Genomic DNA, 26,181 nt, shown 5'->3' on the forward strand with positions numbered 1-26,181 from the left:
GCCTTTGTCGAATGAGGGCCATGGTGGAGCGTACGCCGGACAACCCGTGGGCGTCTTCACACGGGCGTAACCCTGCGTTCGCCTGCCCCACCTGGCATCGCCACCCCTGCTGGCGATGCTGGGGGCGAGAGAGGGAGGACGCCGTGAACCACACCCCCATCCGCGACAACCCCACCCGCGAGGAGCTGTGCGAGCAGCTGTCACTGCTGGAACCCGCCACACTGATGGCCGTGGCCGATGAATGCCTCGCCACGGCGCCGCTGGAGGTCGTCCGAGGGCCGGAGGTGGGAACCGTCGCCACCCAGGTGCGTGAGCCGGTCGCCGGCACCCGCTTCCTGCTGGTCGACGTTCTGGTCACCTCGGCCGAGGTCACCCTCGGCGGCACGCCGGGCTGGGCCATGCGCGCCGGTGCTGATCCCGCCACAGTCCTGGCCCAGGCCGTCTGCGAGGCCGAACTGCAGCGCGGCGGCGAACGCGCCGACCGGCTGCGCCGGGCCTGTGCCGATGTCGCGTCCACCGCCCGCATGGAGCGGGCCGCCGAATGGGAGCGGCTCGCCCCCACCGTCGTCGAGTTCGAGGAGATCCCGTGAGCGTCACCGAAGCCCCGCGTACCGTCCTGCTGGACGAATCCGAACGCCAGGAGGTGTTCCGGGCGTGCCTGGACGCCCTCGCCCGCCCCGGCACCGTGCATGACCTCGGCTGCCACCGCCACGACGCGGCACGCCTTCCGCTGCTCGCCCTGACCGATCTCATGACCCCCGTCGCGGCGCTCGGCGGCGCGCAGGTCACCCGGCGCGCGATCGACGAGATCGCCGGCCTCACCCGTGCGCCCCTGTCCGCGGTGAGCGACGCCCGCTGGCTCCTGGCCGGTGACGACCTGAGCCCCGACCTGCTGCGGACCGTGCCGCGCGGGACCGACGAGCAACCGCAGCTCGGGGCCGTGGTCGTGGTGCCCGTGTCGCTGGACGCGGGCGGACCCGACTACGTCGTCACCGGCCCCGGCATCCGGGACGAACTGCGCATCACCATCTCACTGGCTCCTGGCTGTGTGCGTGAGCGCGCCCGTCTGATGGCCGACTATCCGCAGGGGTTCGACCTGCTGTGCGTCACTGATGACCACCGGGTCCTCGGGCTGCCGCGGACCACGGTGATGGAGCAGGCGCGATGAGCTACGCCGGGACGAATCGTGGCGGGACCTCGGCGATCCTGGCGGCCGAAGCGCTGGTCCACGACGACGCGCGGCTTCGCGACGGCGTCGACCAGGTGGACGTCGACCAGGTCCAGCGCACCTTCGGCGAGGCGCTCGATCGCTTGATGGGGGAGGCCTCGCTGTGGGATCGGCGCTTGGCGGCCGTCGCCTTCGTGCAGGCGCGGGGCGACCTGCCCGAGGCCGTGCACCTCCTGCGTGCACACCGATCCACGCTGCCGCGACTCGCCGTCAGCGAGCCCGTCGACCCCGATGAGATCGAGCTCGTACGCCGCATCGTCCCCGCTCACCGGAGCCCGGACGGGCCCCAGCTCCTGGGGCGTACGGTCGACTACACCGCGCGGCTGGTGCGCGAGCCCGGCGCGCCGGACCCGCTGGCGCAGACGGGCGACGAGCCTGTCGCCACCACGGCTCCCGGGGTCGACACGCCTCCGCGGCGCTACAGCGAGTGGCTGGCCGAACGCGGGTTGGTGATGGACCGCAGCCTGGACGACGATCCCGAACCGTTCGACCTCGCCCTGGAGAACGTCACATGGCCCGCACCCCGCTCGGCCCTCCTGTCGGCCATGGCGATGGCCGAGACCGGAGGCCTCGTCGCGCAGTGGTATCGCAGCATCCTCGGCCCTGACGGCTATGCCGACGAGTCCGTCACCCTGGGCGAGGTGCGACACGGTCGCCTGCCCGTGCGCGTGATCCATCCCCACACCGGAAACCCTGTGGTGGTGGGGAAGATCGAGACCAGCGAATGTGAGGCGATCGCCCACCTGGACGAACGCGGCGAGGACTCCTCGCAGTTCGACGTCGGTTTCGGCATGGCAGTCGGTCACAACGAGCGCAAGGCCATCTCCATGGCCATCCTCGACCTCGCCGCCCACCGCTATGGCTCCACCGATGAGGGAGCAGCGCTCCAGCAGATCATCATGATGACCACCGACGGCCTTGCCAGCAACGGATTCCTCGAACACCTCAAGCTGCCCCACTATGTGACGTTCCGGTCCATGGTCGACCGGGCGATGGCCGCCGGACAGGAAGACAGAGCCGCCACACCCCAGCAACGCCACGCCCACGACGAGGAGTGCGACCATGACCACTGAGACCCCCGACCTCGGCGTCGCGGAGCTCGCAGCCCGGCTGGCGTCCGGCCCGGATCGCCCCACGGTCCTCGACGAGCAGGGCAAGCGCGAAGTGCGTCGGGCCTGCCTGTCGGCCGTCTGCATCCCCGGCCACCAGGTCCCCTTCGGGTCCAGAGAGATGCCGGTGGCCCGCGGCTGGGGGTCAGGTGGGCTCCAGGTGACCGTCGCCATCGGCAGTGCCGACGACACGGTGAAGGTCATCGACCAGGGCGACGAGGAGGGCGTGAACGCGGTCAACCTGCGCCGCCTGATCCGAGGCACGCTGGGTTGCGGCACCACGGGTGACACCCGTGAGGCGTCGATCATCCAGTCCAGGCACAGGATCCCGGAAGATCGCCTGCGGTCCGACCAGATCGTCGTCCTCCAGGTGCCGCAGTCCGAGCCCCTGCGTCCCGTCGAGCGCAGCGTGCGCGAGTGCCGGCGCATGCACGGGGAGGCGGACTACTCCCGCATGTGGGTCGCGATGTATGAAGACCTCGTCACCGGCGGTGTCGTCAACGCGGCGGCGGGCTATCCCGTGATGGTCCACCACCGCCACCTGATGGCGCCGAGCCCCATCCCGCGCTGGGATGTGCCGCGCCTGAACGGATCTGACCACCTGACCCTCCTGTCGCACGGTCGCGACAAGAAGCTGTACGCCGTTCCCCCCCACACGCACGTCGAACCCCTGACCTTCGACGACGTGCCGTTCGAGGTCGAACACGAGTCGGGCGCCGCGTGCGGGCTGTGCGGGTCGACTGACACCTACCTGGTCCAGACGCGCACGGGGGACTGGCTGTGCTCCGATGTCGAATGGTGCTCGCGGGTGCGGGACGGCGACGTGGACGCGGACGACCACCGCATCATCGCACCGCTCGTCTGGCTCCCCGATCCCACTCGCCGCGTGCGCGCCACCGCGGGATCCCTTTCCGGCAAGGAATCGCTCGAGTTGGGCGCTGCGCGCAGTCGCACGGCACCGGGGGAGGAGTGGTCGTTGAAGGTGGAGTCGCTGGGCAAGACGTACGCGGCCCGCCGAGGCTCCAGCGCCGTCCGCGCCGTGGACGACGTGAGCTTCGACGTGGCGCCCGGCGAGGCGCTCGGGATCATCGGTGAGTCGGGCTCGGGAAAGTCGACCGTGATGCGCTGCATCATCGGGGAGGAGATCACCCAGGAGGGGCGCGTCCTGCTCGCCGACCTCGACGACGGCCGGACGAACGTCCTCGACCTCGACGCTGCAGCGCGGCGCGCGCTGCGGATCGACACCCTCGCCGTGGTCCACCAGGACCCGGCGGCGGGACTGAACCTGCGCATCAGCGCCGGTGGCAACATCGCGGACAGGCTCACCGCTGCGGGTTGGCGTTCCTACCACGACATCCGTCGGCGCGCAGCGGCCCTGCTCGATCGGGTCGAGGTCCCCCTGGCGCGCATCGATGACGTGGTCGGTCAGTTCTCCGGCGGCATGCGGCAGCGCGTACAGATCGCGAAGGCGCTGGCCGGGGATCCTCAGGTGCTGCTCCTCGACGAGCCGACCACCGGCCTCGACGCGTCGGTCGCCGCAGGTGTCCTCGACCTGCTGCGCGAGCTCCTGGCGGAGCGGGAGATCGCGGTCGCGGTGGTGAGCCACGACTTCGGTGTCATCTCGGCGCTCACTGATCGGGCGATCGTCATGCGCAACGGCCGCATCGTCGAGCAGGGCCTGACCGACCAGCTCTTCGCCGACCCCCACCACCCCTACACCCAGCGGCTCGTCGCCGCAGCCGGAAGCTGAGGACGCCATGACCGCAACCCCTGCCACGACACAGATCCTGACCGTCACCGACCTGGTCAAGACCTTCACCCTGCATGCCGTCGGTGGGCGCAGGGTGACCAGCCTCGCCGGGGTGTCCTTCCACGTCGGCGCGGGGGAGCACGTGGCGGTCGCGGGGGCCTCAGGAGCCGGGAAGTCCAGTCTGCTGCGCTGTCTTCACCGCACCTACCTGCCCGACTCCGGCACGGTGGTGCTCCACACCCCGACCGGGCCGGTCGACCTGACGCGGCTCGCCGATCGCCAGATGGCACGCCTGCGCGGGCGCGAGTTCGGCTATGTGTCGCAGTTCCTGCAGGCCCCCCCGCGGGTCGGCCCCTGGGAGCTCGTCGTCCGCGCTGCCCGCAGGCGCGGGCTCGACCCGTCCGCCGCCCGCGAGGTCGCGGGTGATGCGCTGGCCCGACTGGGGATCGACAAACCCCTGTGGGACGTGGATTGCACCGTCCTCTCGGGAGGTGAGCGCCAGCGGGTCAATCTGGCCGCAGGCACCGTCAGCCCACCCCGCCTGCTGCTCCTCGACGAGCCTGTCTCGGCCCTCGATCCGGCGAACCGAGAGAAGGCCCTGTTGCTGATCGAGGACCTGCGCGCCCACGACGTGTCCGTCCTCGCCGTCTATCACGACATGAAGATCATCCGTCGGCTGGCGGGGCGGCTGCTCGTGGTCGAGGACGGCCGCATCGTGGCCGACGGGACGCCGGAATCCGTGCTGGCACAGGAACATGGCGCCCTCGCCGACCACCTCACCGATGACCTGGTCGACGGGCGGGCCGCACGATGACCGACACCCGCGTACGCCCCTGGCCGGTCACGCTCCCGCCCGCCGACTACGTGCTGTCCGGCGTACGCGTCGTGCTCCCCGATGACATCCTGGAGGGCGCGATCGTCGTGCGCGACGGGCTGATCGCCGAGATCGTGGGCCATTCGCTGTCCGGCGACGTCGACGGTCAGGGGCGTCTGGTGCTGCCCGGTCTGGTCGACGTGCACTCCGACGCGCTGGAGAAGGAGCGCGCGCCACGCCCCTCGGCAGTGCTGCCGTGGGAGTTCGCCCTGACGAGCTTCGAGGCGAAACTGGCGGCGGCCGGCATCACCACCATGTTCCATGGGGCCGGGTTCCAGCACAAACATGCGCGGGGCGTCCGCCGCGACCCCGAGACCGCGCTCGAGCTGTGTCGTGAGGTCACCGCCCACGCCCACGAGCGCGTGGACCACCGCATCCTCCACCGGCTCGACGTGCTGAGCGAGGCCGGAGCCACGACGCTGTCCACCTGGCTCGACGAGCGTCCGCGCGATGCGGCCCCTCCGCTGGTGTCCCATGAGGACCACACGCCGGGGCAGGGGCAATATGTGGACGCGAGCCACCTGGTCACCTACATGGTGGGTGCCGACGGGACGAGTCCGGAGGACGCCTGGTCCCAGGTGGCGCAGCTGCGCGAGGAGTCGCGGGCCAACCAGCATGTCCGCGAGCGCAACCTCGCGTGGCTGGGCGAGCTCGCGCGGGAGGGGCGCATCCGGCTGATGGGCCACGACCCCGACTCCGCCGAGGCCGTCGACGAGCTCGTGGCCCGGGGGGCCGAGGTGGCCGAGTTCCCCACCACCGTTGAGGCGGCCCGGCGGGCGCGTGAGCGCGGTCTGCTCATCGTGGCGGGCGCCCCCAACGTCCTGAGGGGCGGATCCCACGCGGGAAACGTGTCCGCATGGGAACTGGCGCTGATGGGGTGTCTGGACGCGCTCGCGTCGGACTACCTGCCCAGCGGGCTCCTGGGCGCGGTCAGCGTCGCCGCCGGGGAACTCGGGCTTCCGCAGGCCGTGCGGCTGGTGACCTCGGGGCCGGCGCGCGTCGCGGGGCTGGCCGATCGCGGCACCATCGCGGTGGGGGAGAGGGCCGACCTGGTCCTGGTGGACGATCGGCGCCGGTGGCTGACGGTCGCCGCGACGCTGCCCGGAGGGACACAGGAACTCCCCGACTAGAATCCCTCCGATGTCCACGATCCTCGACGCCCCCGCCTGGCGCGCCCGCCGCGCCGCCCACGAGGCCCGCGTCGACGCGGTGATCGCGGGCCACCGCGAGCGCGCGGCACGCGGCGAGAAGCACCCGATCGAGGACTTCCTGTTCGAGTACTACTCCCATCGCCCCGCCCACCTGCGGCGGTGGTCGCCCGGCCACGGCGTCGTCCTCGCCGACGCCGACGAACTCGGCACGCCGCGCGAGTGGCGGCGTACGCCCGATGGTCTCGAGGTCGACGTCGACGCGATCATGGACCGCCGCGGGAACACCGTCCGCAGCGTCGTCGCGCTGCTCGAGGCCACGCTCGACCGCGCCCCGTCGTTCGGCTGCTTCGGCATGCACGAGTGGGCGATGGTGCTCGGCCACCGCCCCGAACAGACCCGACATCCCCAACTGGGCCTGAGGTTCAGCCCCGAGCGCACCGCCGACATCGTCGCCGAGCGCGGTCTGCGCTGCACCCATGTGGACGCGTACCGCTTCTTCACCGAGCGGGCGCGGCCCGCCAACGCGTACGCTCCCACGCGCGACAACCAGTTGGAGCTGGACCAGCCGGGCTGCCTGCACGTCGGGATGGACCTCTATCGGTCGGCCTACAAGCTCAGCCCGCTCGTGTCGTCGGAGCTCGTCGTGGACTGCTTCGAACTCGCCCGGGAGATCCGGGTGCTGGACATGCGGGCGAGCGCCTACGACGTGTCGTCGCTCGGCCACACCCCGGTCGCCGTCGAGACGCCACAGGGGCGCGCCGACTATGTGCGCCAGCAGCGCGAGTTCAGCGAGCGGGCCCGCCCGCTGCGCGTGGCCCTCCTGGACGCGGTGCGCCCTGTGGCGGGTGCGAGCGGTAGTAGGAACGGGTCAGGACTGCAGTGAAATAGGCCGTCAGGGTGCCGCCCACCAGGGTGAAGAACCAGACGCCCACCCCCAGGAACAGGCTGCCCACGATCATCAGACCGACGATGCCCATGGCCCCCAGCGCCGACAGGACCCCGGCGGCCTCGAACATCGTGCGCAGCGGGGACTGCGGTGGCGCGACCGGGGCCGGCGGCAGCGGCGGCAGGTCGTCGATGAGCTCGTCGAGGTCTGCCCGCCTGGTCGCGTTGAGCGCGCGGGCCAGGCGTTCGTCGAGGTCATCGGGTGTCAGGCGGCCCAGCGTGAAGTTGGCCGCGAGCATCTCGCAGACGGCGGATCGTTCGTCGTCGCCGACGCGGAGGTGCGGGCCCGTGGGCGTCGTCGTCGGGTCTCGCGTCTCGGTCGGCGCCAGGTCCATCGGCAGCGCTGCGGTGGGTGTGGTGTCCATGCAGTCATTCTTGGCAGGCCCGGGGCGTTTCGACAGGATCCTGAGCACCTGCAGGACGGGGGTCGTAGGCAGGGATCATGGAGGGGACCACGGTCGCAGCCGCCACCATCCGGCGCTCGGTCGCTGGCCCGACGGAAATCACGGTTCGGTCGCGGTCCCGCGCGTCGCCGACCGCGTCCCTGACCACCCCGTTAGCCTGTCCCGGTCGTCTTCCCCCGACAACGAAGGACCATCCATGCTTGCGCCCCGCAGTGCCGTCGTCATCTCCCTCGCCGCCGCGAGCCTCACCCTGGCCGGCTGTGCCCGCCCGGGGCTGCAGGCCGTGCCGACCGTGCCGTGGGAGACACCGTCGGCGGCCCCCGCCCCGGAGCCCGCCCCCGCCGCGACCGCCGAGGTGTCGACACCGGAACCCACGCCACAGGCCGGCAGCATTCCCACGCCCGAGGCGGCCGGAACTCCGGCGCCCCAGACGCCCCAGCTGCCTCGGCGTTCCGCCGCCCCCGACCCGACGTCGGCACCGACCCAGGCGCCCACCTCCACGGCCCCGCGGCCCGTCGCGGGTCCCGTCCTCTTCGCCCGCGGCACCAGCGGAGACCAGGTCCGTGAGGTTCAGGCCCGCCTGAAGCAGCTCGACTGGTTCGAGGGAGAGATCACCGGTCGCTTCGACGCCAGCACCGCCGCGGCCGTAGAGGGTTTCCAGGGCAAGCGCGGGCTCGTCCCCACCGGCGCGATCGACAGGGGCACCCTTGACGCGTTGCGGGCGATGACGCGTACGCCCTCGGCCGCGGAGCTCGCCGACCGTCCGGTCGCCGGCCCGGCCCTGCTCGGCCGCGGTGCCACCGGCGACCGCGTGCGCGACCTCCAGGCCAGACTCGCCCAGCTCGGCTGGTTCGAGGGCCAGGCCACCGGCAACTACGGGTCCGAGACCGCCCGGTCGGTCACGGAGTTCCAGTCCAAGCGCGGGCTCCCCACGACCGGCGAGGTCGACCAGGCCACCCTCGACAAGCTCGTCGCGATGACGAAGACCCCGTCCAGGGCCGACCTCGGCCTCGAGCCCAGGCCCGCCCCGGCGACCACGCCGGCCGGGCCTCCCGCGGCCAAGCCCGCCGTGCCCGCCGGCATCGACCCGCGCTGCATGACCGGCCGCGTCCTGTGCATCTCGAAGGCCCAGAACAAGCTCCGTTGGATGGTCAACGGCGAGGTCAAGCAGACCCTGGCCGTCCGCTTCGGCACCGACGAGATGCCGACGCGCGAGGGCTCGTTCAACGTCGGCTGGAAGTCGCGCGACCACATCTCGACGATCTACAAGACGCCGATGCCCTACGCGATGTTCTTCTCCGGCGGCCAGGCCGTGCACTACTCGGCCGACTTCGCTGCGCGCGGCTACAACGGCGGCTCCCACGGATGCGTGAACGTGCGCGACCGGGCGGGCGTGGCCTGGCTGTTCGGCCAGGTCAACGAGGGCGACAAGGTGATCGTCTACCGCTGACCGCCGAACTCGCCCCGCAGATGGCGTGTGTGGGCGTCCATCGCCGCACGGGTGGGCCGTGAGGGCTGCAGCAGGTCGTGGCCGTGGTCTGAGGTGCGCTCACCTCGCCGGATCGCGGCGCGAGCCGCCGTGAGGTGGACCACGATGCTGCGGCCGTCCTTCGTGACGACCTCGGTCGCGCCGCGGCTGAAGGTCGCGCGGCTGATCCGGATGACGCCCACCTCAGGCCAGGGAATGCGGCGGGTGCGGGTCGCCGTCGCGACCTCGAGGCCGTCGGTGGTGACGGTGAAGGCCATGCGCAGTCCCATGACTGCGGGAGCCGCGCCAGCCAGCATGCCTGCCACGCACAGCGCCGCCACCACGGGAACCTGTCCCTGGCCGCCGGTCACCGTGCGCACCAGACCCCACCCGAACATCCCGACGACGACCGCGGAAATAGCGCCGACATAGGCGCGGAACCACGGGGCGAGGCGAACCCGATACAGGATTGTGGGGCCCTCTGACCGGGGTGCCACCGGCCGAGGTGGCGGGGGAGCAGGCTCGCGTTGGCTCACTCACCCAACATAGCCGCGCCCCGGCGTACGACCGGGGGATGAATCAGGGCCCTGCCCGGGTTCGCTCACCCGGCGAGAGGCACCTCCGTCGCTAGACTCCCCGTGGGCGCCGAACCCCGCGCGCCGACCTGTGAGGGGAGCGACTTGTCGAACAACATCCCGCTGGCCATCGGGCTGGTCGTGATCGCATCGGTGTGTTTCGCGCTCGGTGCGGTCGGCCAGTTCTCCGCGGTCGGTCACGCCAAGGGCTCCGCCGAGGACGCCAGCAGGAACGACCAGGCGATGTCGTTCGGCCAGGTCGTGTCGCTGCTGCGGAACCCGCGGTGGCTGGGATCGACGGCCCTCATCGGCCTCGGAGCCGCCCTTCACCTCGTCGCGCTGAACATGGCTCCGGTCACGGTGATCCAGCCGGTAGGCATCCTGGCCGTTGCCTGGTCGGTGCTCCTCTCGAGCCGCATCCACGGCTATCGCAACAACTCCGGTGTCTGGGCCGGCGTCGCCATGACCGTCGTCGGCATCGTGGCCTTCACGCTCCTGTCCGCCCGGTTCGCGAGCGAGCACAGCGAGCTGCGGCCCACCCTGATCGTCGTCAGCGCGATCGGCGTTGCCGTCGCCGGACTCGCGCTCGCCCTCTTCGGCCAGAAGGCGCCCGCGGCCTTCCGCTGCGTGGCGCTCGCGTCGGGAGGAGCGATTCTCTACGGGCTCGCCTCGGCGCTGATGAAGACGATGTTCAAATATTTGGAGGCCGGCCACCCGATCCTGTCGGTCGGCGTACTGCTGCCCGTGGTCGGCATCATCGCGACGTACGCGGTGGGTGGCTGGTTCATCCAGCAGGCCCACGCCGTGGGCCACGCGGAGATCGTCGTCGCCTCGCTGACGACCGTCGACCCGGTGGTCGCGGTGCTGTTCGGCATCCTCGTGCTCGGCGAGGGCGTCACCATCCCGTGGTGGGCCTACCTCGGCATGGTCGCCGCGGCCGCGCTCGCGGTCGCCGGTGCGCTGGTCCTGTCGAAATATCACCCCGAGGTGTTGCAGCGACGCGAGGCCGCCGCCGCTGCCCGGGAGCCGTCCCGGGCATGACCCCCTCCCTGCCGCGGGTCGCGCTGGTGAGCGACTACAGCCTCGCCACACTGGGCGGGGCCGAGAACGCATACCACGACCAGGCCCGCGCCCTCGCGACCCACACCGAGGTGCTGGCCGTGGGCCCACCGAGCGACAGGCTCACGAAGCTCGGCGTGCGCACCCTCCCGATCCGCGCGCTCGCGACTGTCGACTCGTTGGGCTTCCCGGTCATCGTGAACACCCCCCGCCTGCGCGCCCGCCTCGTCGCGGCCTTCCGCGACCACGGCACCGAGGTGGTCCACCTCCACTCCGAGTTCGGTCTCGCCGCGGCGGCCATCGCTGCGGCGCGTACGCTCGGCCTGCCGGTGATCCAGACCGTGCACACCTTCTTCTGGGCCGCGGGTCCGACGATGCAGCGTCCCGCCCAGCTCCTCGGCCCGGTGCTCCACCGCGGCGTCACCGGCATCGCCCACCGCGGCGTACGCCTGGCCGAACGCCCCGGCGACTCCGCCCTGCGCAACATGACGCTGGCCGTCGCGCGCCGTGTCGACCAGGTCGTGTCGCCGTCGGCCCACCAGGCCGAGCGCCTGCGCGACGCGGGCCTCGCCCGCGTCTCCGCCCTGCCCAACACCGTCGCGGACAACCCCGACGCCGCTCCGGTGACCGCCATCGACGGCCCCCTGCGCGTGCTCTGGATCGGACGGTTCGCCGCCGAGAAGCGCGTGCTCCCGTTCGTGCGCGCGGCCCGCGCGGCCGTCGACGCGGCCGGCCCCGATCGCCTGCGGGTCGACCTGATCGGATCAGGTCCCGAGTTCGCCGAGGCCGGCCGCCTCGCCGCAGGCCCCGGCATCACCCTCCACGGCCGCCAGCCCCACGCCGACGTCCCGCTCTGGCTGGCGCGCAGCCATGTCACGGCCCTCAGCTCCGTCGGCTGGGACAACCAGCCCATGACGGTCGCCGAGTCGATCATGGCCGGGCGCGGCGGCGTCTATTGCGATCCTGTCCTCACCGAGGGACTCGACCGCGCCGGCATCCCTGCCTTCGGCCCCGACTCCGTCCTGCGCGACCGGCTCGTCGCGCTCGCCGGCGACCCCGCTCCGGTCCTCGCCGCGTCGGCCGCGGCGATGGACGTACGCCCCATGTTCGGCGTGGACGCGTTCGTCGCAGGCATCTCCGAGGTGTACGCGCGGGCCGCGCGTACGCAGACCCACCTGACCACCCCCCGTACGGCAACCGAGAGAACCCCATGAAGATCCTGATCGGCACGGACACCTACCCGCCCACCGTCAACGGCGCGGCCCAGTCGAGCCACCGGCTCGCGGTGGCCCTGGCCCGGCGGGGCAACGAGGTGCACGTCGTGTGCCCCTCGCCGAACGGCCGTCCGGGACGCATGGTCGACCCCGACGGCCTCACCCTCCACCACGTGCGGTCGGTGGCGTGGCCGGCGTACAAGACGTTCCCGCTCTGCATCCCCGGCTCCACCGACGTCACCGCAGGCCGCGTCATGGACGAGGTGAAGCCCGATGTCGTGCACGTCCAGGACCACTTCCTGCTCGCAGGCCGGCTCGTGGTGGCCGCCCGCAAGCGCGGCATCCCGGTGGTCGCGACCAACCACCTCGTGCCGTCGAACTTCTGGGACCACGTGCCCCTGCCGGTGGCGTGGCGCGAGCACGGCGCCCGGCTGCTGTGGTGGGACGTGCGCCGCGTGTTCAAGTTGGCCGACGTGTTGACCTCGCCGACACCGCGCGCGGTCGAGCTGCTCACCGAGGCGACGGGGCTGCCGGCGATCCCGGTGTCGAACGGCGTCGACATCGACACCTACGAGACGGCGGCGAAGTCGGCGGTCCACGGCGAGGAACCGGTCGTGCTGTTCGTCGGCCGACTCGACCAGGAGAAGCGCGTCAACGAGTTGATCGAGGCGTTCGCGCGGCTGCCGAAGGACCTGCCGGGACGCTGCGAGATCGTCGGCAGCGGATCGATGGCCCAGCCGTGGCGCGAGCTCGCGGAGAGGCTCGGTGTCACCGACCGTGTCACGTTCCGCGGCTTCATCAGCGACGAGGAGCTGTACGCGACCTACGGCCGCTCCGACATCTTCTGCATGCCGAGCGTGGCCGACCTGCAGAGCCTCGTCACGCTGGAGGCGATGTCGGCGAGCATGCCGGTCGTGCTGGCGAACGCGATGGCCCTGCCCCACCTGGTGCGCGAGGGGGAGAACGGGTTCCTGTTCGAGCCGACCGACATCGACGGGCTGGCCGGTCACCTCGAGACGCTGCTGCGCGACGCCGAGTTGCGTCGCCGCATGGGGGCGGTCAGCCGCGAGATGGTCAGCCAGCACGCGCTGGGCGCGACGATCGACACGTTCGAGGAGATCTATCGAGGGCTGGTCGCGCGCCGCTGACGCGTCCCGCGCCGAAGTTGTCCACAGGCACGGACCACCCCGAAGCGTCATCCACAGGCGGGCTCCCGAGGTGACCCGTCGGACGATTCCGCCGCCATCTTTCGGCCATGAATCCTTCGGTCGTACGCGCGGGTGAGCCCGCCGAGCTGTTCTCGCTGATCCCCTACCTGCTGGGGTTCCACCCCGAGCAATCCCTGGTCGTCGTGGCTGTCGCCGACTCGCGGGTCGTCTTCACCGCCCGCCTCGACCTAGACGCCCAGGCGCTGTTCGACGCGCCCCGCGTCGGCGCCATCGCCCGCCAGAACGGCGCCGACCACCTGGTGCTGGTGGCCTACGCCTCCGACCACGACCAGACCCTCGACCTCGTCGACCTGTTCTGCAACCTCGTCGCCCCCGCGATCGACGTGCTCGAGGGCTGGCGGGTCGATGAGGGCCACTTCTGGTGCCTCGATCCCTACTGCGACGACCACTGGGGCACCCCGTTCGACCCCACCACGTCTGCCGCCGCCGCGGCCGCCGTCATGGCGGGGCTGCGCATCTCCGGCACGCGTGCCGATCTGCACGACCTCGTGCGCGAGCCCGACGGCGAGGCGCTCGAGGTGGTCACGCGGGCCTATGAGGAGGTGGAGGGTCCGGCGCTCGCGGAGGGGGCGGCCGAGGAGCGTCGCGACCGGCTCGCGCTGGTGCTCGAGGACTGGCTGGCCCGGCCCCGGCTGCTCGAGCCCGTCGAGTGTGCCGAGCTCTCGATGCTGGTCCGTGACCCGCAGGTGCGTGACATCGCCCTGACGCGCATCCGGCGGCGCGACGCCGAGGACCACGTCGACCTGTGGAGCCAGGTGGCGCGTGGTTCGGCCGCGCCGTTCGACGTGCCCCCGGTGTGTCTGGCGGGTGTCGCGGCGTGGGCGTCGGGCGACGGGGCACTGATGAACGTGTGCATCGAGCGCGCCGAGAGGGCCGAGCCCGACTTCTCGCTGCTGGCGATCCTCCAGGACATCAGCGACGCCGGGGTGCCGCCCCACGAGTGGGACTCCCTGTGCGCCCAGCTGAAGGAGTTGGCGTAGTTTGCCGCCATGCAACGATTCGTGGTGTGCGGTGAGGCCCTGATCGACCTGGCCCCGGTCGAGCGCGTCGACCTGTTTGGCACGCCCGCGACCTCCACCTTCCGCACCACGTGGGAGGCCCTGTCGGCCGGCGGCCCCATGAACACGGCCGTCGGCCTGGCGCGGCTGGGGGAGCGGGTCGAGTTCTGTGGCCGGCTGTCGACCGACCGTTTCGGCCGCCAGTTGCAGTCCCACCTCGTGGCGAACGCCGTCGGGCTCGAGCTGGCGGTCGTCACCGACGACCCGACCTCGCTGGCGGCGGTCAGCCTCGACGAGAACCAGAAGGCCAGCTATGCCTTCCACTTCGCGAACACCGCCAACTTCGGGTGGACGCGCGACGAGCTGCCCGAGCTCGGCGAGGACGACTGGCTCCACATCGGATCGTTGGCGACGATCGTCGAGCCGGCCGCGCCCGTGCTGTTGGAGTGGGTGCGGTCGACCGCCGCGCGGGTGTCGCTCGACATCAACGTGCGGCCGACGGTCATCGCCGACCCGGGGGTCTATTGGGAGACCGTGCGGCCGTGGCTCGAGACGGTGGGGGAACACGGCGGCGTGCTCAAGGCCTCCGACGACGACGTCGCCTTCCTCGCGCGCGGTGCCGGGGTGGACGGCGATCCGGTCGAGGTGCTGGCTGGCTGGGGCGACGAGGTCGGCGCGGCGGTGTCGGTGGTCACGCTCGGATCCGACGGGGCGGCCGCGGCGGCGGGGGAGCGGGTCGTACGCCGGCCCGGGCGTACGGTCGAGGTGGTCGACACCGTCGGCGCGGGAGACACGTTCATGGCGGGATTCCTGGCGTCGTACGCCAACGACGCTTCACTGGAGGACGCGCTCGACCGCGGCATCGCCGCGTCGGCCCTGGTGTGCACGCGCCAGGGGCCGCAGCCACCGACGCGGGGCGAGCTGGAGGCCGCGCTCACCCGCCCGTGACCCTCAGCCGCCGGTGACCCTCAACCGCCCGTGACCGCCTGGCCGAGGTTGCCGATGACGAACGTCAGCCCCATCGTCAGCGTGCCGACGATGAGGTTCCGCACCACGGGCCGGGCGCGTCCGGCGCCGCCGAGGCGCGCGGTGACCAGGCCGGTGAGCACCAGGGCGGCCAGCACCGCGACGAAGGTGACGACGACCCGGGAGGGTCCGGGCGTCAGTGCCATCGCGAGCAGGGGCAGCAGCGCGCCGAGGGCGAAGGCGATCAGCGACGCCCACGCCGCCTGCCACGGGCTCGTGTGATCGGTCGACGAGATGCCGAGCTCGGCCTCGGCGTGGGCGGCGAGTGCGTCGTGGGCGGTCAGCTCTCGCGCGACCTCGGCCGCGACGCGGGGCGACAGCCCTTTGGCCTCATAGATCGCGGTCAGCTCGGCGAGCTCCTCGTCCGGCATGGTGGCGAGTTCGCGGCGCTCCTTCTCCAGCACGGCGAGCTCGGTGTCCTTCTGGGTCGACACCGACATGTATTCCCCGCCCGCCATCGACAGCGATCCGGCCACCAGCCCGGCGAGCCCGGCCACGAGGATCTGCTCGCGCGACGCGGCGGCGCCGGCCACGCCGACGACCAGCCCGGCGGTCGAGATGATGCCGTCGTTGGCGCCGAGCGCGCCGGCGCGCAGCCAGTTGAGCTTCGCTCCGAGGTCGCCGGCGGGCTCCTCGGCCACGTGTTCGGCGAGGTCGGCGGTGGTGACATCTCGGCTGCTGGTCATGGGACAACGATGCGCCCGTGGGGCGGGGGCCACAAGCAAGGTCAGGCAGGCCTATGCGGGGCTTCGACTCGCTGCGCTCGCTCAGCCAGCGTGGTGATGTGGGTGCTGCGCTCGCTCAGCCAGCGTGGTCACGGGGGCCTCGGAATGCGCGCGAACCCCGCGTACAGAACCGATAGACTCCGCCACTGGGCCCGGAGCCGACCGTCCGGGCCTGACGTATTGCGACAGGGAGAGAACGTGAGCCAGCAGGCACCGACCGAGCACGGGCGCGAGCCGCGCGCCTACGACGCCGCAGCGGCCCAGGAGCGGTGGCAGTCGTTCTGGGAGACCGACCAGACGTTCGCGCCGCTCGACGACGGCTCTCGCGAGCGCCGTTATGTGCTCGACATGTTCCCCTACCCCTCGGGCGACCTCCACATGGGCCACGCCGAGGCGTTCGTCATGGGCGATGTCGTCGCGCGCTACTGGCGCCTGCGCGGCTTCGACGTGATGCACCCGATCGGTTGGGACTCGTTCGGCCTGCCCGCCGAGAACGCGGCGATCAAGCGCAACGCCCACCCGGCGGAATGGACGTACGCGAACATCGAGACCCAGGCGAACTCGTTCAAGCGCTATGGGCTGTCGCTCGACTGGAGCCGGCGCCTGCACACGTCCGACCCCGACTACTACCGCTGGACCCAGTGGCTGTTCACGCGCTTCCACGAGCGGGGGCTGGCGTACCGGAAGAACTCGTTCGTCAACTGGTGCCCCAACGACCAGACCGTGCTGGCCAACGAGCAGGTCGTCGCGGGCGCGTGCGAGCGCTGCGGCGCCGCGGTGACCAAGCGCCAGCTGAACCAGTGGTATTTCAAGATCACCGACTATGCCGACCGCCTGCTCGATGACATGAAGCAGCTCGAGGGCGCGTGGCCCGACCGCGTGCTGGCGATGCAGCGCAACTGGATCGGTCGCTCCGAGGGCGCCCACGTCGACTTCGTCGTCGACGGCCTGGACGAGCCCGTCACGGTGTTCACCACGCGCCCCGACACGCTGTTCGGCGCGACCTTCATGGTCGTCGCACCCGAGGCCGCGCTGGCCGCCGCGATCGTCACCGACGAGCAGCGCGCCGAGTTCCGGGCCTACGTCGAGCGCACCAAGCAGGCCACCGAGATCGAGCGCCAGTCGACCGAGCGCCCCAAGACCGGCGTGTTCCTGGGCGCGTACGCGACCAATCCCGTCTCCGGCGAGAAGATCCCGGTGTACGCGGCCGACTACGTCCTGGCCGACTACGGCACCGGCGCGGTCATGGCCGTGCCCGCCCACGACGCGCGCGACCTGGAGTTCGCGAAGGCCTACGACCTGCCCGTACGCATGGTCGTCGACACCGGCGAGGGCGACCCGGCCGAGACCGGCGTGGCGACGGCGGGCGACGGCGCGTACGTGAACTCGGGTGCACTGGATGGTCTTGCCGACAAGGAATCCGGCGTGTCCCGCATCATCGGGGTGCTGGAGGAGCGCGGCACCGGAAAGGGCGCGATCACGTTCCGCCTGCGCGACTGGCTGCTGAGCCGCCAGCGCTTCTGGGGCTGCCCGATCCCGATCATCCACTGCCCGTCGTGCGGCGAGGTGCCGGTGCCCGACGACCAGCTGCCGGTGGAGCTGCCCGACCTGCGCGGCGCGGCGCTGGCGCCCAAGGGCACGTCACCGCTGGCCGGTCCCGACGCCGCCGAGTGGCGCCAGGTGGCCTGCCCGACGTGTGGCGGCGCGGCCGAGCGCGACACCGACACGATGGACACGTTCGTCGACTCGTCCTGGTATTACTTCCGCTATTGCTCCCCGGGCTTCGAGGGCGGGCCGTTCGACCCGGCCGACGTGGCCCGATGGATGCCGACCGACCAATACGTCGGCGGCGTCGAGCACGCGATCCTCCACCTGCTCTACATGCGCTTCTTCACCAAGGTGCTGCACGACATGGGCATGGTCGAGTTCGACGAGCCGATGAAGCGCCTGCTGAACCAGGGCCAGGTCATCAACGAGGGCAAGTCGATGTCGAAGTCGCTCGGCAACGGCGTCGACCTGGGCGAGCAGATCGACCTCTACGGCGTCGACGCGATCCGCACCACGGTGGTGTTCGCCGGCCCGCCGGAGGAGGACATCGACTGGGCCGACGTCTCGCCCGGCTCGACGCTGAAGTTCCTGCAGCGCGCCTATCGCGTCGCGTGCGATGTCACCTCGGAGCCGGGGATCTCCTTCTCCGACGGCGATCTGGCCCTGCGCCGCGTCACCCACCGCACGGTCGCCGACACCACCGAGCTGCTCGACTCCTATCGCTTCAACGTCGTCGTCGCGAAGCTGATGGAGCTGGTCAACGCCACGCGCAAGGCCATCGACTCGGGCTGCGGCGCGGGTGACCCGGCCGTACGCGAGGCCGCTGAGGCCCTGACGGTCATGCTGTCGCTGGTCGCGCCGTACGCGGCCGAGGAGATGTGGGAGGTCCTGGGCGGCGCGCCGTCGGTGGCGAACGCCCAGTGGCCGAGCGTCGACCCGGCGCTCCTCGTGGCCGAGTCGGTCACCTGCGTCGTGCAGGTGCAGGGCAAGGTGCGGGCGAAGCTCGACGTGTCGCCGTCGGCCACCGCGGACGAGCTGCGCGAGCTGGCGCTGGCCAACCCCGGCGTACAGCGGGCGCTGAACGGGCGCGACATCCGCCAGGTGATCGTGCGGGCGCCGAAGCTGGTCAGCATCGTCCCGGCCTGACGCTGGCTGAGCGACGACCTACGCTCTCCGAGCGAGCGCCAGCGAGACGAGGAGTCGAAGCGCTGGCTGAGCGACGGAGGAGTCGAAGCGCTGGCTGAGCGACGGAGGAGTCGAAGCGCTGGCTGAGCAACGGAGGAGTCGAAGCTACCGAGCGAACGCCACCGTCGCGCGCACGCCGGCGTGGTCGGTGTCATCGAACCGCAACACCTCGTGGCGCTCGGCGGTGAGTCGCGGCGACACGAGGATGTGGTCGATGCCGATCAGCGCCGGGAGGAACTTCCGGTTCATCGGCCACGTCCGCTGGAACCCGGCGCCCGTGATGTCGGCCGTGCTGCGCAGGCCCGCGTCCCAGAACGGCTTCATCGTGATGTGGCGGTCGATGGCGTTGAAGTCGCCGCCGACGATGAGGTCGGAGCCCAGGTGGGGCCGGAGCCAGTCGTGCATGAGCGCGGCGTCAACGGCCCAGGGGCCTGGGCCAGACATGGGATTGATGGGGTGTACGGCTGCGACCAGGACCGGCCCCCCGGGCGTCTGGACGCGCACCAGCCGTGACTCCAGGGTGGTCGGACCCTGGCCGAGGTCGGTCAGCGGCAGGCGGCTGTAGACGACGGTCCCGGCGACGCCCGGGGCGCCACGGCCGACGCGGTGGGGGAAACGGTTGTCCATCCCAGCCTTCGTCAGGGCGGTGATCGTCTCGGGCGTGGCCTCGAGCAGTGCGACCACGTCGGACCCGGCGAGCCGTCGGGCCAGGGTCTCGCCGTCGGCATTGCCGAACTCGACGTTGAGGACCGTCACGCCGAGCGGCGCGCGCGCCGGCTGGGGGTTGGGGTAGTAGTAGGGCGCGACCCAGCTTGCGTGCAACAGAACGCCGGCGAGCGCGGGCACGACGACGAGCAGGAGGGCCCGGCGCCGGGTGAGCACCCAGGCGGCGCCGCCGAGGCCGAGTGCGACGAGCCAGCCCAGCCCGCCGTAGTGGAGGAACGACGACGCCTGGGCCAACCTGATGTGGAGGACCTGCAGCCGGGGAATCATTCCGAGCGCGGTCGCGACGGCGGAGGGGAGTGCGACCAGCACGGCCAGGACGACGAGCAGGGCGATCAGGGCGGAGCGGCGGGTCACGCGCTCCAGTATGCGTGGTCGCGGACCTCTTCCCGAATCCGTGATCGATTAACTACACTGGATTCGTGGAAAACATTGAGCCCGTGCTCGGGCCCCAGCCGGTCGCCGATCCGGCGACGCGGTTGTCGAGCGCGCGGGCGGCCATTCTGGCCTACCTGGTCGACGCGGCGCGGCCCGTCACCGTCAAGGAGATCGCCGCGAGCAGCGGCCAGCACGCCAACACGGTGCGCGAGCACCTCGAGGCGTTGACCGAGTTCGGCATGGTCGGGCGCGAGAGCGCGAAGCCGATCGGGCGCGGGCGCCCGGCCATCACGTACGCGGTGCTCGAGGACGCGGAGCCGCTGCACGGCACGCGCGAATACGTGTCGCTGGTCGACGCGCTGGCCGGACACATCCGGCGCACGTCGGACGACCCGCGCGGCGAGGCCATCGAGGCGGGCCGCGCGTGGGGGCGTACGCTCCCGGAGGCGGAGCCCGTGAAAGCCCTTGCAGGCATGGGTTTCAGGCCGGTGCACGACGAGGAGGGCGTACGCCTCACCCAGTGCCCGCTGCTGTCGTCGGCGCGCCGGAACCCGGAGGTCGTCTGCAACGTGCACCTGGGCCTGCTGAAGGAGCTCGCGGGCGAGGACGCCGACATCGAGCCGTTCGTGCCGGGCGGCTGCATGGTGCACCTGCCGAAGGACTGACGTTCTCCGAGCGCGCCTCCACGTTCTCCGCGCGAGCGCCAGCGAGTCGAGGAGCCCAACGCTGGCTGAGCGACGAAGGAGTCGAAGCCACTGGGCTTCGACTCGGCCGCAGGCGGCCTCGCTCAGCCAACGCCACGCCACTGGGCTTCGACTCGGCCGCAGGAGGCCTCGCTCAGCCAACGCCACGCCACCCCCTGTGACCTTGTCCACAGGACCAATCCGACCGACAACAGTTGTCCACAGATTGCTCCTGAGGTGAACCGCCGGGCCGTCTCGCCGCCAAGGTGCGGACATGCCCCTCGGCGCCCCCGCACGTCAGTCGCCCCCGCCGGTCCTCTCGGACCATGTGCGGGCGCGCCTCGACGCGCTGTTGGCCGAGACCCCGCCGCGACGAGCACTGCCGGCGCTCGGGTTCGATGACGACGCCACGGTCAAGCGCGCACACCCGGCGCTGGCCCCATCGGCGGTGCCACCCGCGCCCGAGACTCCGCTCCCGGTTCCTGTGTCATCCCGTCCCGCCTTCACCAAGCGCCACCTCATGGTCGTGGCCGGCATCCTCGCGCTGGGCGTCCTCGTCGCGCTCTATGCGCTCACCCGGGCCCGCGCCATCCCGATGGCACCGGTGGCGGTCGAGTCCGCCCCGCCGTCGGTGGCGTCCTCGGCTTCGGCCCGGCCGACGCCGACGCCCGACCCGATCCGCGTGCACGTCGTCGGAGCCGTACGCAGGCCCGGCGTCGTCACGCTCCCCGCCCGTGCCCGCGTCCAGGACGCGATCGACGCCTCCGGTGGGCTGACCGAGCAGGCCCGCCCGGGTGACCTGAACCTCGCCGCGCCGCTGGCCGATGGGCAGCAGGTCGTCGTCGGCGACGTCCGGCGCCCGGGTGGGCAGGTGCGCGGTGGGGAGGCGTCGGCTCCGGGTGCGCCCGCGGCGCCGGGAGGCTCGGGAACCGCGGCTGCGCCCGGAGGGAAGGCGAAGCTGAACCTGAACTCCGCGACCGTCGAACAGCTCGATGCACTCCCCGGTGTCGGGCCGGTCACGGCCCAGAAGATCATCGCGTGGCGCACCGAACACCAGCGCTTCACGAAGGTCGCCGAACTCCAGGAGGTCCCCGGCATCGGGCCGAAGTCGTACGCCGAACTCGAGCCGATGGTGACGGTCTGATGGGCGCGGACGGGCGTGACGTCCCACGCAAGGACGCCGAACCTCGTGACCTCAGGCTCGTCGTCGCCGCCCTGTCGGCCTGGGTCGCCATGTGGCTGGCGACCTCGGGCAACATCTGGCTCTGGGGCACGGGAGCCGTCGTCGCAGTGGTCGTCTGCCTCATCGGCTGGGCTCGCCGCGACCTGCTCATCGTGGCCGCCGCGCTGGTCGCCCTGGTCTGTCTCGCCACCGGCGCCGCCCGCGCCCACCAGCTCGACGCGTCGCCCCTGCGTACGCTGGCCCGCTCCGGCGCGCTCGTCACGCTGGACTATCGCGTCGACGGCGACCCCCGCCGCACCGAGGGCCGGTTCGGCGACGCCGTGTCCGTGCCCGCCACGGTCACGGCGGTCGACGGACGCGGGCGCCGGTGGGGTGTGAGCCACGCGGTGCTGATCCGGTCGTCCGGCGACCGGCTCGAGGAACTCGCGGCGCAGCCCGTCGGCAGCAGGTGGCGCGCGAGCGTACGCCTACGACCCACCGAGCCGGGCGACCATCGCGCGGCCTTCGCCACGCTGATGGGGCACCCGCAGTCGCTCGGCCCGGCCCCCGCACCCCTGCGAGCCGCGGAACACGTCCGCGCGGGGCTGCGTACGGCGATGGCCACCAGTGCCGACGAGCCGCGCGCACTCGTGCCGTCGCTCGTCGTCGGTGACACCTCCCGCATGAGCGCGGAGCTCGAGCGCGACTTCCGCACGACCGGGCTCACCCATCTCACCGCGGTCTCCGGCGCCAACCTCGCGATCATGTTGGCGTTCCTGCTCGCCGGGGCGCGCTGGGCCGGCGTACGCGGGCGCTGGCTCACGGTCGTCGGGATCGCCACGGTGGCGATGTTCGTCCTGTTGTGTCGGGCTGAGCCGAGCGTTCTGCGGGCGGCGGCGATGGGGCTGGTGATGCTCGCCGCACTGGGTGGGAACCCCGGCTCGGGGAAGGGCCTGCGCCACCTCGCGGGGGCGATGCTCGCGCTGCTCCTGCTCGACCCGTGGCTGGGCCGATCGGTGGGGTTCACCTTGTCGGTGCTGGCCTCGGGTGGCATCATCGCGTGCGCGTCGGCCTGGCGGGCTCGCATGGGATGGCTGCCCGGTCCGGTCGCCGAGGCCGTCACGGTCCCGCTCGCGGCGCAGCTCGCGACCCAGCCGGTCGTCACGGCGATCTCGGGTGAGGTCTCGATGGTCGGTCTGGTCGCGAATGCGCTCACGGGTCCGCTCGTCGGGCCCGCGACCGTCCTGGGGTTCGCGACCGCCGCCATCGCTGTCGTCTGCCCGCCCCTGGCCGGCTTCACCGGTTGGCTGGCCGGCTGGTGCGCCCAGGGCATCTTGTGGGTCGCCCACGCCGGCGCCGCCCTGCCGGGTGCGTCCTGGCGCTGGCCGGCCGGCCCGGTCGGCGTCGCGCTCGTGGCCGCGGGGTGTCTGGCCCTCATCGTGCTGATGGGACCGCTGCTGGCACGCCGCTGGATCGCGTTGGGCGTCGCCGTCGTCGTGGTCGCGGTGCTCGCTCGGGCGCCGATCACGCCGGGCTGGCCGCCGAAGGACTGGGCCGTCCTGGCCTGCGACGTCGGTCAGGGCGATGCGGTGCTCCTGCGCGCCGGCGAAGGCGAGGCCGTGCTCGTCGACGCCGGGCCCGAGCCCCGGTCGCTCGCGACCTGCCTGGCCAGCGTCGGCGTACGCCGGGTCCCGCTGCTGGTCCTGACCCATTACCACGCCGACCACATCGGGGGGCTCGCCGCCATCTGGGGTCACGTGCCCGTGGGGCACGTGCTGGTCTCGCCGCTCGACTCGCCCGCGGGAGCGGCGCTGGACGTCCGCCGTCGAGCGGCCGCGACCGGGGCCTCGCTTAGCGTGGCAAGGCCGGGGGAGCGGATCCGCGTGGGTGCGGTGCGCTGGTCGACCGTCGGCCCGGTCCGCGTGCCCGAGCCAGCCGCACCCGCCGCGCGAGGCGGTGAGAGCTCGGCGGAGAACGACTCGAGCATCGTCGCGCTCGCCGAGGTCGCGGGCGTACGCGTACTGCTCACCGGCGACGCGGAGCCGTCGTCGCAGGACGCGGTGCTCGCGTCGGGGGCTGACCTCCGCGCCGACGTGCTGAAGGTCGCCCACCACGGGTCGTCGCGCCAGAGCGAGGCCTTCGTGCGGGCGACGGGCGCGAAGGTGGCCGTCGCCAGCGCGGGCGCCGACAACGACTACGGCCACCCCGCGCCCGCGGCCCTGCGCCTGCTCGCCCGCCACCACATGACCGTGCTGCGCACCGACCGTCAGGGGGCCGTCGCCGTCGGCGGGCCACCCGACCGCCTCGTCCTGACCACCCAACGCTGACCTGCATCACCCACCCTGGAAGGAAAAACTCATGTCTCATCCCACCGCCCACCCGCCGCGCAGATTGCCGTCCCGCGGCGCACTGTTCCGGTCCGGAGTCGTCCTCGCCGTCATCGCTGTGCTCGGGTTGGCCTGGCTCGTGCCCGCCCACGGGCGCTCGATCGACGGTTTCGGCCCACGAGGTCTGCGCGTGCAGGCGGCCGGGGGACTGGCCGAGGTCGGCCAATATCACCTGGGTCGTGAGGTCACGTGGTGCATCGACCTGAACTCCCTCGGGCCGGCGGGCGCGACAGGCTGGCGCCGAGGTCCCGCGACGGACGTGCGCAAGCAGAACGACTTCGGTGATCGCGGCGGACGCTCCGACCTCACCGGACCCGTGATGACCGACACCGAGCTCGCCGAGGTCGCCTGGGTGCTCGACTGGGCCAGGAGCGGCGTACGTGACGACCTCGACGCCGCCGTGGTGGACCACTTCATCCGCCTGCGCACCGTCGGTGACGCGGCCCAGCGCGGCCGCATGACCGCGCGCTGGGACGCCGTACGCCGGGCCCACCACGGTGCCGAGGCACGGCTGGCCGGGCTGGCGCGGGATGTGGCGCAGGCCGGTCCCCACCACCTCAAGGTCGCGGTCGCTGCTCGACCGACGGCCACGAGGCCCGGAGCGCTCGACATCGACCTGCGCAGCCGCGCCGGGCGCCCGCTGGCGCAGGAGGTCGTAGTCGAACTCGACGGGCGCCCGACCACCGTGAAGACCGGCCCGGACGGTCGCGCCCAGGTGCCACTGCCCGCAGGGGTCGGCCACCATCGTGTTCAGGCGCGTACGCAGGTGGTGGCGTCGCGACCCATCCTCCATGTCGCAGAGCGATTCGACGACCCCCGCAGCCCCGACCACCGCATCCAGCGCATGGTGTCCGCCGCTCCCCGCGAGACCCTGCGCGCCGAGACCGAATGGCGGGTCACCCCGCAGCGTCCGGTCGTGACCACCGTGACCTCGGACGTCCGGGTCGAGGTCGGCGCGACGCTCACCGATCGGGTCGAGGTGAAGGGCGCAGCCGGCCACCGCGTATCGGTGACGGCGACCCTGTGGGGTCCCTACGCCCAGCGCCCGACCGCGAAGGACTGCCGGAAGGGCGACCCTGTCGCGGGGCAGGTGGAGTTCGCGATCGCCGGTGACGGGACCTACACGACGCCAGGGGTGGCGGTGAAGGCGCCCGGATTCTATGTCTGGCAGGAGTTCCTGCCTGCCAGCGAGGCGGCCGAGGCCGTGACGACGCCGTGCGGCGTGGTCGAGGAGACGTCGCAGGTTGTGGCGAAACCGACACCCACGCCCACGCCAACCCCGAAGGTGACTCCGAGCGCCACACCGTCGCCCACTCCGACGCCCACGCAGACCCTCAAGCCCACTCCGAAGCCGAGCCCCATCCCGACACCCAGCCCCATTCCGACACCGAGCCCCATTCCGACACCGAGCCCCATTCCGACAGCGAGCCACACGGCCACTCCTGTTCCGGTCCCGCAACCTGCACCGCCCGTGCCCGAGCCCCTGCCCGAGGCGAAGCCCGAGCCACTGCCCGAGGAGAAGCCGGCCCCGCCGCTGCGCATCAGGTCGGGTGAGCCCGCATGAGGCGCCTCGCCGTCCCGATGGGGGTGGGACTCGCCATCGTGCTGGCCGTGGCTCTCGCGGTGGTGCGTGGCGTCAACCAGCCAGAGCATGCCCCCTCGGCGCTCGCCGCGCCTGCGGCGGCCACGGCGTCCACATCCAGTCCGACGCCGTCGACCGCGGACACGCCAGCGCCCCCTCCCGCTGCGGATGGGGGCGCCACATCTGCCCCGGACATCGTCGAGCCCGAGATGGCAGCCCCCGCGGCTCCGGCGGGATGGGCGACCGCGGCTCCGCCGGCGCCCAGGACACCGGCCACTGCCGGTCCGCGGGCCGGGCCGCCGGCGCTCGAGGTGCCCTCGCTCGCCATCCGTGCACGTGTGGTCGCCGCCGACGTCGTCGCGGGGGAGTACGCCGTTCCCCGCGACCCGGGGGCGGTCGGCGCCTATCGTCCGGGCGGCGGCGACCTCGCCGCCCGGCTGGCGCCGCGCCCCGGCGTACTGCTCGTCGCCGGTCACGTCACCGTCGGCCGCGAGCGGGGGTCGCTGTGGCCGTTGCACACCCTCGCGCCGGGCGCCGAGTTGATCACCACCAGTCCCGGCGGCACTCGCAGGTGGAAGGCCGTACGCCTGGACGTCCACCGCGCGGACGCGCTCCCCGCAGATCTGACGCGAGCCATCGGACCCGAGCGCCTTGTCGTCGTTACCTGCACCGGCCCGGTCATCACCAGCGAGGGGAGGAGGGCTTACCGGGACAACCTCGTGGTCACCGCGGTGCCCGCCTGAGTGGCAGATGCAGGCGTGGGGCGTGGGGAGATCGC

The 26,181-nt window shown here is 72.2% G+C and carries 23 protein-coding genes; 19 read left to right on the forward strand and 4 right to left on the reverse strand.

The annotated features are described in order from the left end of the window. Positions 1–143 precede the first annotated feature (143 nt). The 7 genes from ACYVAG_RS04885 to ACYVAG_RS04915 are packed head-to-tail and all read left to right on the forward strand — an operon-like array spanning position 144 to position 6,995. Positions 144–590: a phosphonate C-P lyase system protein PhnG gene (locus tag ACYVAG_RS04885; RefSeq protein ID WP_460767310.1), complete on the forward strand. Its 447-nt coding sequence runs from the start codon at positions 144–146 to the stop codon at positions 588–590. Next, positions 587–1,168: a phosphonate C-P lyase system protein PhnH gene (phnH, locus tag ACYVAG_RS04890; protein ID WP_460767312.1), complete on the forward strand. Its 582-nt coding sequence runs from the start codon at positions 587–589 to the stop codon at positions 1,166–1,168. Before ACYVAG_RS04885 ends, phnH begins: the two co-directional genes overlap by 4 nt. After that, entirely contained in the window at positions 1,165–2,301 is a 1,137-nt protein-coding gene (locus ACYVAG_RS04895; protein ID WP_460767314.1) for a carbon-phosphorus lyase complex subunit PhnI, read from the forward strand. Before phnH ends, ACYVAG_RS04895 begins: the two co-directional genes overlap by 4 nt. Further along, positions 2,291–4,087, forward strand: coding sequence for an alpha-D-ribose 1-methylphosphonate 5-phosphate C-P-lyase PhnJ (locus tag ACYVAG_RS04900; protein WP_460767317.1), 1,797 nt, complete (start codon positions 2,291–2,293; stop codon positions 4,085–4,087). Before ACYVAG_RS04895 ends, ACYVAG_RS04900 begins: the two co-directional genes overlap by 11 nt. 7 nt (positions 4,088–4,094) lie before the next feature. Continuing rightward, positions 4,095–4,901, forward strand: coding sequence for an ATP-binding cassette domain-containing protein (locus ACYVAG_RS04905; protein ID WP_460767320.1), 807 nt, complete (start codon positions 4,095–4,097; stop codon positions 4,899–4,901). After that, on the forward strand, positions 4,898–6,091 hold the full coding sequence (locus tag ACYVAG_RS04910; protein ID WP_460767322.1) for an alpha-D-ribose 1-methylphosphonate 5-triphosphate diphosphatase: 1,194 nt from the start codon (positions 4,898–4,900) through the stop codon (positions 6,089–6,091). Before ACYVAG_RS04905 ends, ACYVAG_RS04910 begins: the two co-directional genes overlap by 4 nt. A gap of 10 nt (positions 6,092–6,101) precedes the next feature. Continuing rightward, on the forward strand, positions 6,102–6,995 hold the full coding sequence (locus ACYVAG_RS04915; RefSeq protein WP_460767324.1) for a 3-methyladenine DNA glycosylase: 894 nt from the start codon (positions 6,102–6,104) through the stop codon (positions 6,993–6,995). Here the strand turns inward: ACYVAG_RS04915 and ACYVAG_RS04920 are convergent. After that, a complete protein-coding gene (locus ACYVAG_RS04920; RefSeq protein ID WP_460767326.1) occupies positions 6,898–7,422 on the reverse strand; it encodes a DUF1707 SHOCT-like domain-containing protein in 525 nt (174 codons plus the stop codon). The genes ACYVAG_RS04915 and ACYVAG_RS04920 overlap by 98 nt on opposite strands. A gap of 235 nt (positions 7,423–7,657) precedes the next feature. Between ACYVAG_RS04920 and ACYVAG_RS04925 the strand changes: the two genes are divergently transcribed. Then, entirely contained in the window at positions 7,658–8,911 is a 1,254-nt protein-coding gene (locus ACYVAG_RS04925) for a peptidoglycan-binding protein (RefSeq protein WP_460767329.1), read from the forward strand. Here ACYVAG_RS04925 and ACYVAG_RS04930 read toward each other — a convergent pair. Further along, entirely contained in the window at positions 8,902–9,426 is a 525-nt protein-coding gene (locus ACYVAG_RS04930; protein ID WP_460767331.1) for a PH domain-containing protein, read from the reverse strand. The genes ACYVAG_RS04925 and ACYVAG_RS04930 overlap by 10 nt on opposite strands. 183 nt (positions 9,427–9,609) lie before the next feature. On the opposite strand from ACYVAG_RS04930, the gene ACYVAG_RS04935 reads away from it, so the two are divergent. From ACYVAG_RS04935 to ACYVAG_RS04955, 5 genes are all read left to right on the forward strand, one after another. Next, on the forward strand, positions 9,610–10,545 hold the full coding sequence (locus ACYVAG_RS04935) for a DMT family protein (protein WP_460767334.1): 936 nt from the start codon (positions 9,610–9,612) through the stop codon (positions 10,543–10,545). After that, positions 10,542–11,777 (forward strand): glycosyltransferase, encoded by a 1,236-nt coding sequence (locus ACYVAG_RS04940; protein ID WP_460767336.1) that lies wholly within the window; start codon positions 10,542–10,544, stop codon positions 11,775–11,777. The genes ACYVAG_RS04935 and ACYVAG_RS04940 overlap by 4 nt, the downstream gene beginning before the upstream one ends. Then, a complete protein-coding gene (locus tag ACYVAG_RS04945) occupies positions 11,774–12,925 on the forward strand; it encodes a glycosyltransferase (protein ID WP_460767339.1) in 1,152 nt (383 codons plus the stop codon). Before ACYVAG_RS04940 ends, ACYVAG_RS04945 begins: the two co-directional genes overlap by 4 nt. Before the next feature lie 107 nt (positions 12,926–13,032). Then, positions 13,033–13,986 (forward strand): DUF4192 domain-containing protein, encoded by a 954-nt coding sequence (locus tag ACYVAG_RS04950; RefSeq protein ID WP_460767342.1) that lies wholly within the window; start codon positions 13,033–13,035, stop codon positions 13,984–13,986. Between the two features lie 9 nt (positions 13,987–13,995). Next, the gene (locus ACYVAG_RS04955) at positions 13,996–14,952 is read left to right on the forward strand and encodes a carbohydrate kinase family protein (RefSeq protein WP_460767345.1); all 957 of its coding nucleotides are present in this window, start codon (positions 13,996–13,998) and stop codon (positions 14,950–14,952) included. 20 nt (positions 14,953–14,972) lie between these two features. Here ACYVAG_RS04955 and ACYVAG_RS04960 read toward each other — a convergent pair whose 3' ends face one another. Beyond that, positions 14,973–15,716 carry a VIT1/CCC1 transporter family protein gene (locus ACYVAG_RS04960; RefSeq protein ID WP_460767349.1) on the reverse strand — a complete coding sequence of 248 codons (744 nt, stop codon included), beginning with the start codon at positions 15,714–15,716 and terminating at the stop codon, positions 14,973–14,975. Between the two features lie 237 nt (positions 15,717–15,953). Here ACYVAG_RS04960 and leuS point away from each other — a divergent pair, with 237 nt between their 5' ends. Then, positions 15,954–18,449: a leucine--tRNA ligase gene (gene leuS / locus ACYVAG_RS04965; RefSeq protein ID WP_460767352.1), complete on the forward strand. Its 2,496-nt coding sequence runs from the start codon at positions 15,954–15,956 to the stop codon at positions 18,447–18,449. Between the two features lie 144 nt (positions 18,450–18,593). Here leuS and ACYVAG_RS04970 read toward each other — a convergent pair whose 3' ends face one another. Further along, a complete protein-coding gene (locus ACYVAG_RS04970; RefSeq protein ID WP_460767354.1) occupies positions 18,594–19,568 on the reverse strand; it encodes an endonuclease/exonuclease/phosphatase family protein in 975 nt (324 codons plus the stop codon). Positions 19,569–19,633: 65 nt separating this feature from the next. Here ACYVAG_RS04970 and ACYVAG_RS04975 point away from each other — a divergent pair, with 65 nt between their 5' ends. The 5 genes from ACYVAG_RS04975 (at position 19,634) to ACYVAG_RS04995 (ending at position 26,146) form a co-directional block, all read left to right on the forward strand. Beyond that, positions 19,634–20,254, forward strand: a complete 621-nt coding sequence (locus ACYVAG_RS04975; RefSeq protein WP_460767357.1) for a helix-turn-helix transcriptional regulator — start codon at positions 19,634–19,636, stop codon at positions 20,252–20,254. Between the two features lie 292 nt (positions 20,255–20,546). Further along, entirely contained in the window at positions 20,547–21,416 is an 870-nt protein-coding gene (locus ACYVAG_RS04980; protein WP_460767359.1) for a ComEA family DNA-binding protein, read from the forward strand. Continuing rightward, positions 21,416–23,761 (forward strand): ComEC/Rec2 family competence protein, encoded by a 2,346-nt coding sequence (locus ACYVAG_RS04985; RefSeq protein ID WP_460767362.1) that lies wholly within the window; start codon positions 21,416–21,418, stop codon positions 23,759–23,761. Before ACYVAG_RS04980 ends, ACYVAG_RS04985 begins: the two co-directional genes overlap by 1 nt. A gap of 31 nt (positions 23,762–23,792) precedes the next feature. After that, positions 23,793–25,385, forward strand: a complete 1,593-nt coding sequence (locus tag ACYVAG_RS04990) for a hypothetical protein (RefSeq protein WP_460767365.1) — start codon at positions 23,793–23,795, stop codon at positions 25,383–25,385. A gap of 227 nt (positions 25,386–25,612) precedes the next feature. Continuing rightward, positions 25,613–26,146, forward strand: a complete 534-nt coding sequence (locus tag ACYVAG_RS04995) for a class F sortase (protein WP_460767367.1) — start codon at positions 25,613–25,615, stop codon at positions 26,144–26,146. Positions 26,147–26,181: the final 35 nt, after the last annotated feature.

It is taken from the genome of Mariniluteicoccus flavus (genome assembly GCF_054776655.1).

What these genes read in the sequence shown, in the direction of transcription:
- ACYVAG_RS04895 (WP_460767314.1), top strand. Translation starts at nt 1,165, where the DNA reads ATGAGCTACGCCGGGACGAATCGTGGCGGGACCTCGGCGATCCTGGCG.
- ACYVAG_RS04900 (WP_460767317.1), top strand. Translation starts at nt 2,291, where the DNA reads ATGACCACTGAGACCCCCGACCTCGGCGTCGCGGAGCTCGCAGCCCGG.
- ACYVAG_RS04905 (WP_460767320.1), top strand. Translation starts at nt 4,095, where the DNA reads ATGACCGCAACCCCTGCCACGACACAGATCCTGACCGTCACCGACCTG.
- ACYVAG_RS04910 (WP_460767322.1), top strand. Translation starts at nt 4,898, where the DNA reads ATGACCGACACCCGCGTACGCCCCTGGCCGGTCACGCTCCCGCCCGCC.
- ACYVAG_RS04915 (WP_460767324.1), top strand. Translation starts at nt 6,102, where the DNA reads ATGTCCACGATCCTCGACGCCCCCGCCTGGCGCGCCCGCCGCGCCGCC.
- ACYVAG_RS04920 (WP_460767326.1), bottom strand. Translation starts at nt 7,422, where the DNA reads ATGGACACCACACCCACCGCAGCGCTGCCGATGGACCTGGCGCCGACC.
- ACYVAG_RS04925 (WP_460767329.1), top strand. Translation starts at nt 7,658, where the DNA reads ATGCTTGCGCCCCGCAGTGCCGTCGTCATCTCCCTCGCCGCCGCGAGC.
- ACYVAG_RS04940 (WP_460767336.1), top strand. Translation starts at nt 10,542, where the DNA reads ATGACCCCCTCCCTGCCGCGGGTCGCGCTGGTGAGCGACTACAGCCTC.
- ACYVAG_RS04945 (WP_460767339.1), top strand. Translation starts at nt 11,774, where the DNA reads ATGAAGATCCTGATCGGCACGGACACCTACCCGCCCACCGTCAACGGC.
- ACYVAG_RS04950 (WP_460767342.1), top strand. Translation starts at nt 13,033, where the DNA reads ATGAATCCTTCGGTCGTACGCGCGGGTGAGCCCGCCGAGCTGTTCTCG.
- ACYVAG_RS04955 (WP_460767345.1), top strand. Translation starts at nt 13,996, where the DNA reads ATGCAACGATTCGTGGTGTGCGGTGAGGCCCTGATCGACCTGGCCCCG.
- ACYVAG_RS04960 (WP_460767349.1), bottom strand. Translation starts at nt 15,716, where the DNA reads ATGACCAGCAGCCGAGATGTCACCACCGCCGACCTCGCCGAACACGTG.
- ACYVAG_RS04980 (WP_460767359.1), top strand. Translation starts at nt 20,547, where the DNA reads ATGCCCCTCGGCGCCCCCGCACGTCAGTCGCCCCCGCCGGTCCTCTCG.
- ACYVAG_RS04985 (WP_460767362.1), top strand. Translation starts at nt 21,416, where the DNA reads ATGGGCGCGGACGGGCGTGACGTCCCACGCAAGGACGCCGAACCTCGT.
- ACYVAG_RS04990 (WP_460767365.1), top strand. Translation starts at nt 23,793, where the DNA reads ATGTCTCATCCCACCGCCCACCCGCCGCGCAGATTGCCGTCCCGCGGC.
- ACYVAG_RS04995 (WP_460767367.1), top strand. Translation starts at nt 25,613, where the DNA reads ATGGCAGCCCCCGCGGCTCCGGCGGGATGGGCGACCGCGGCTCCGCCG.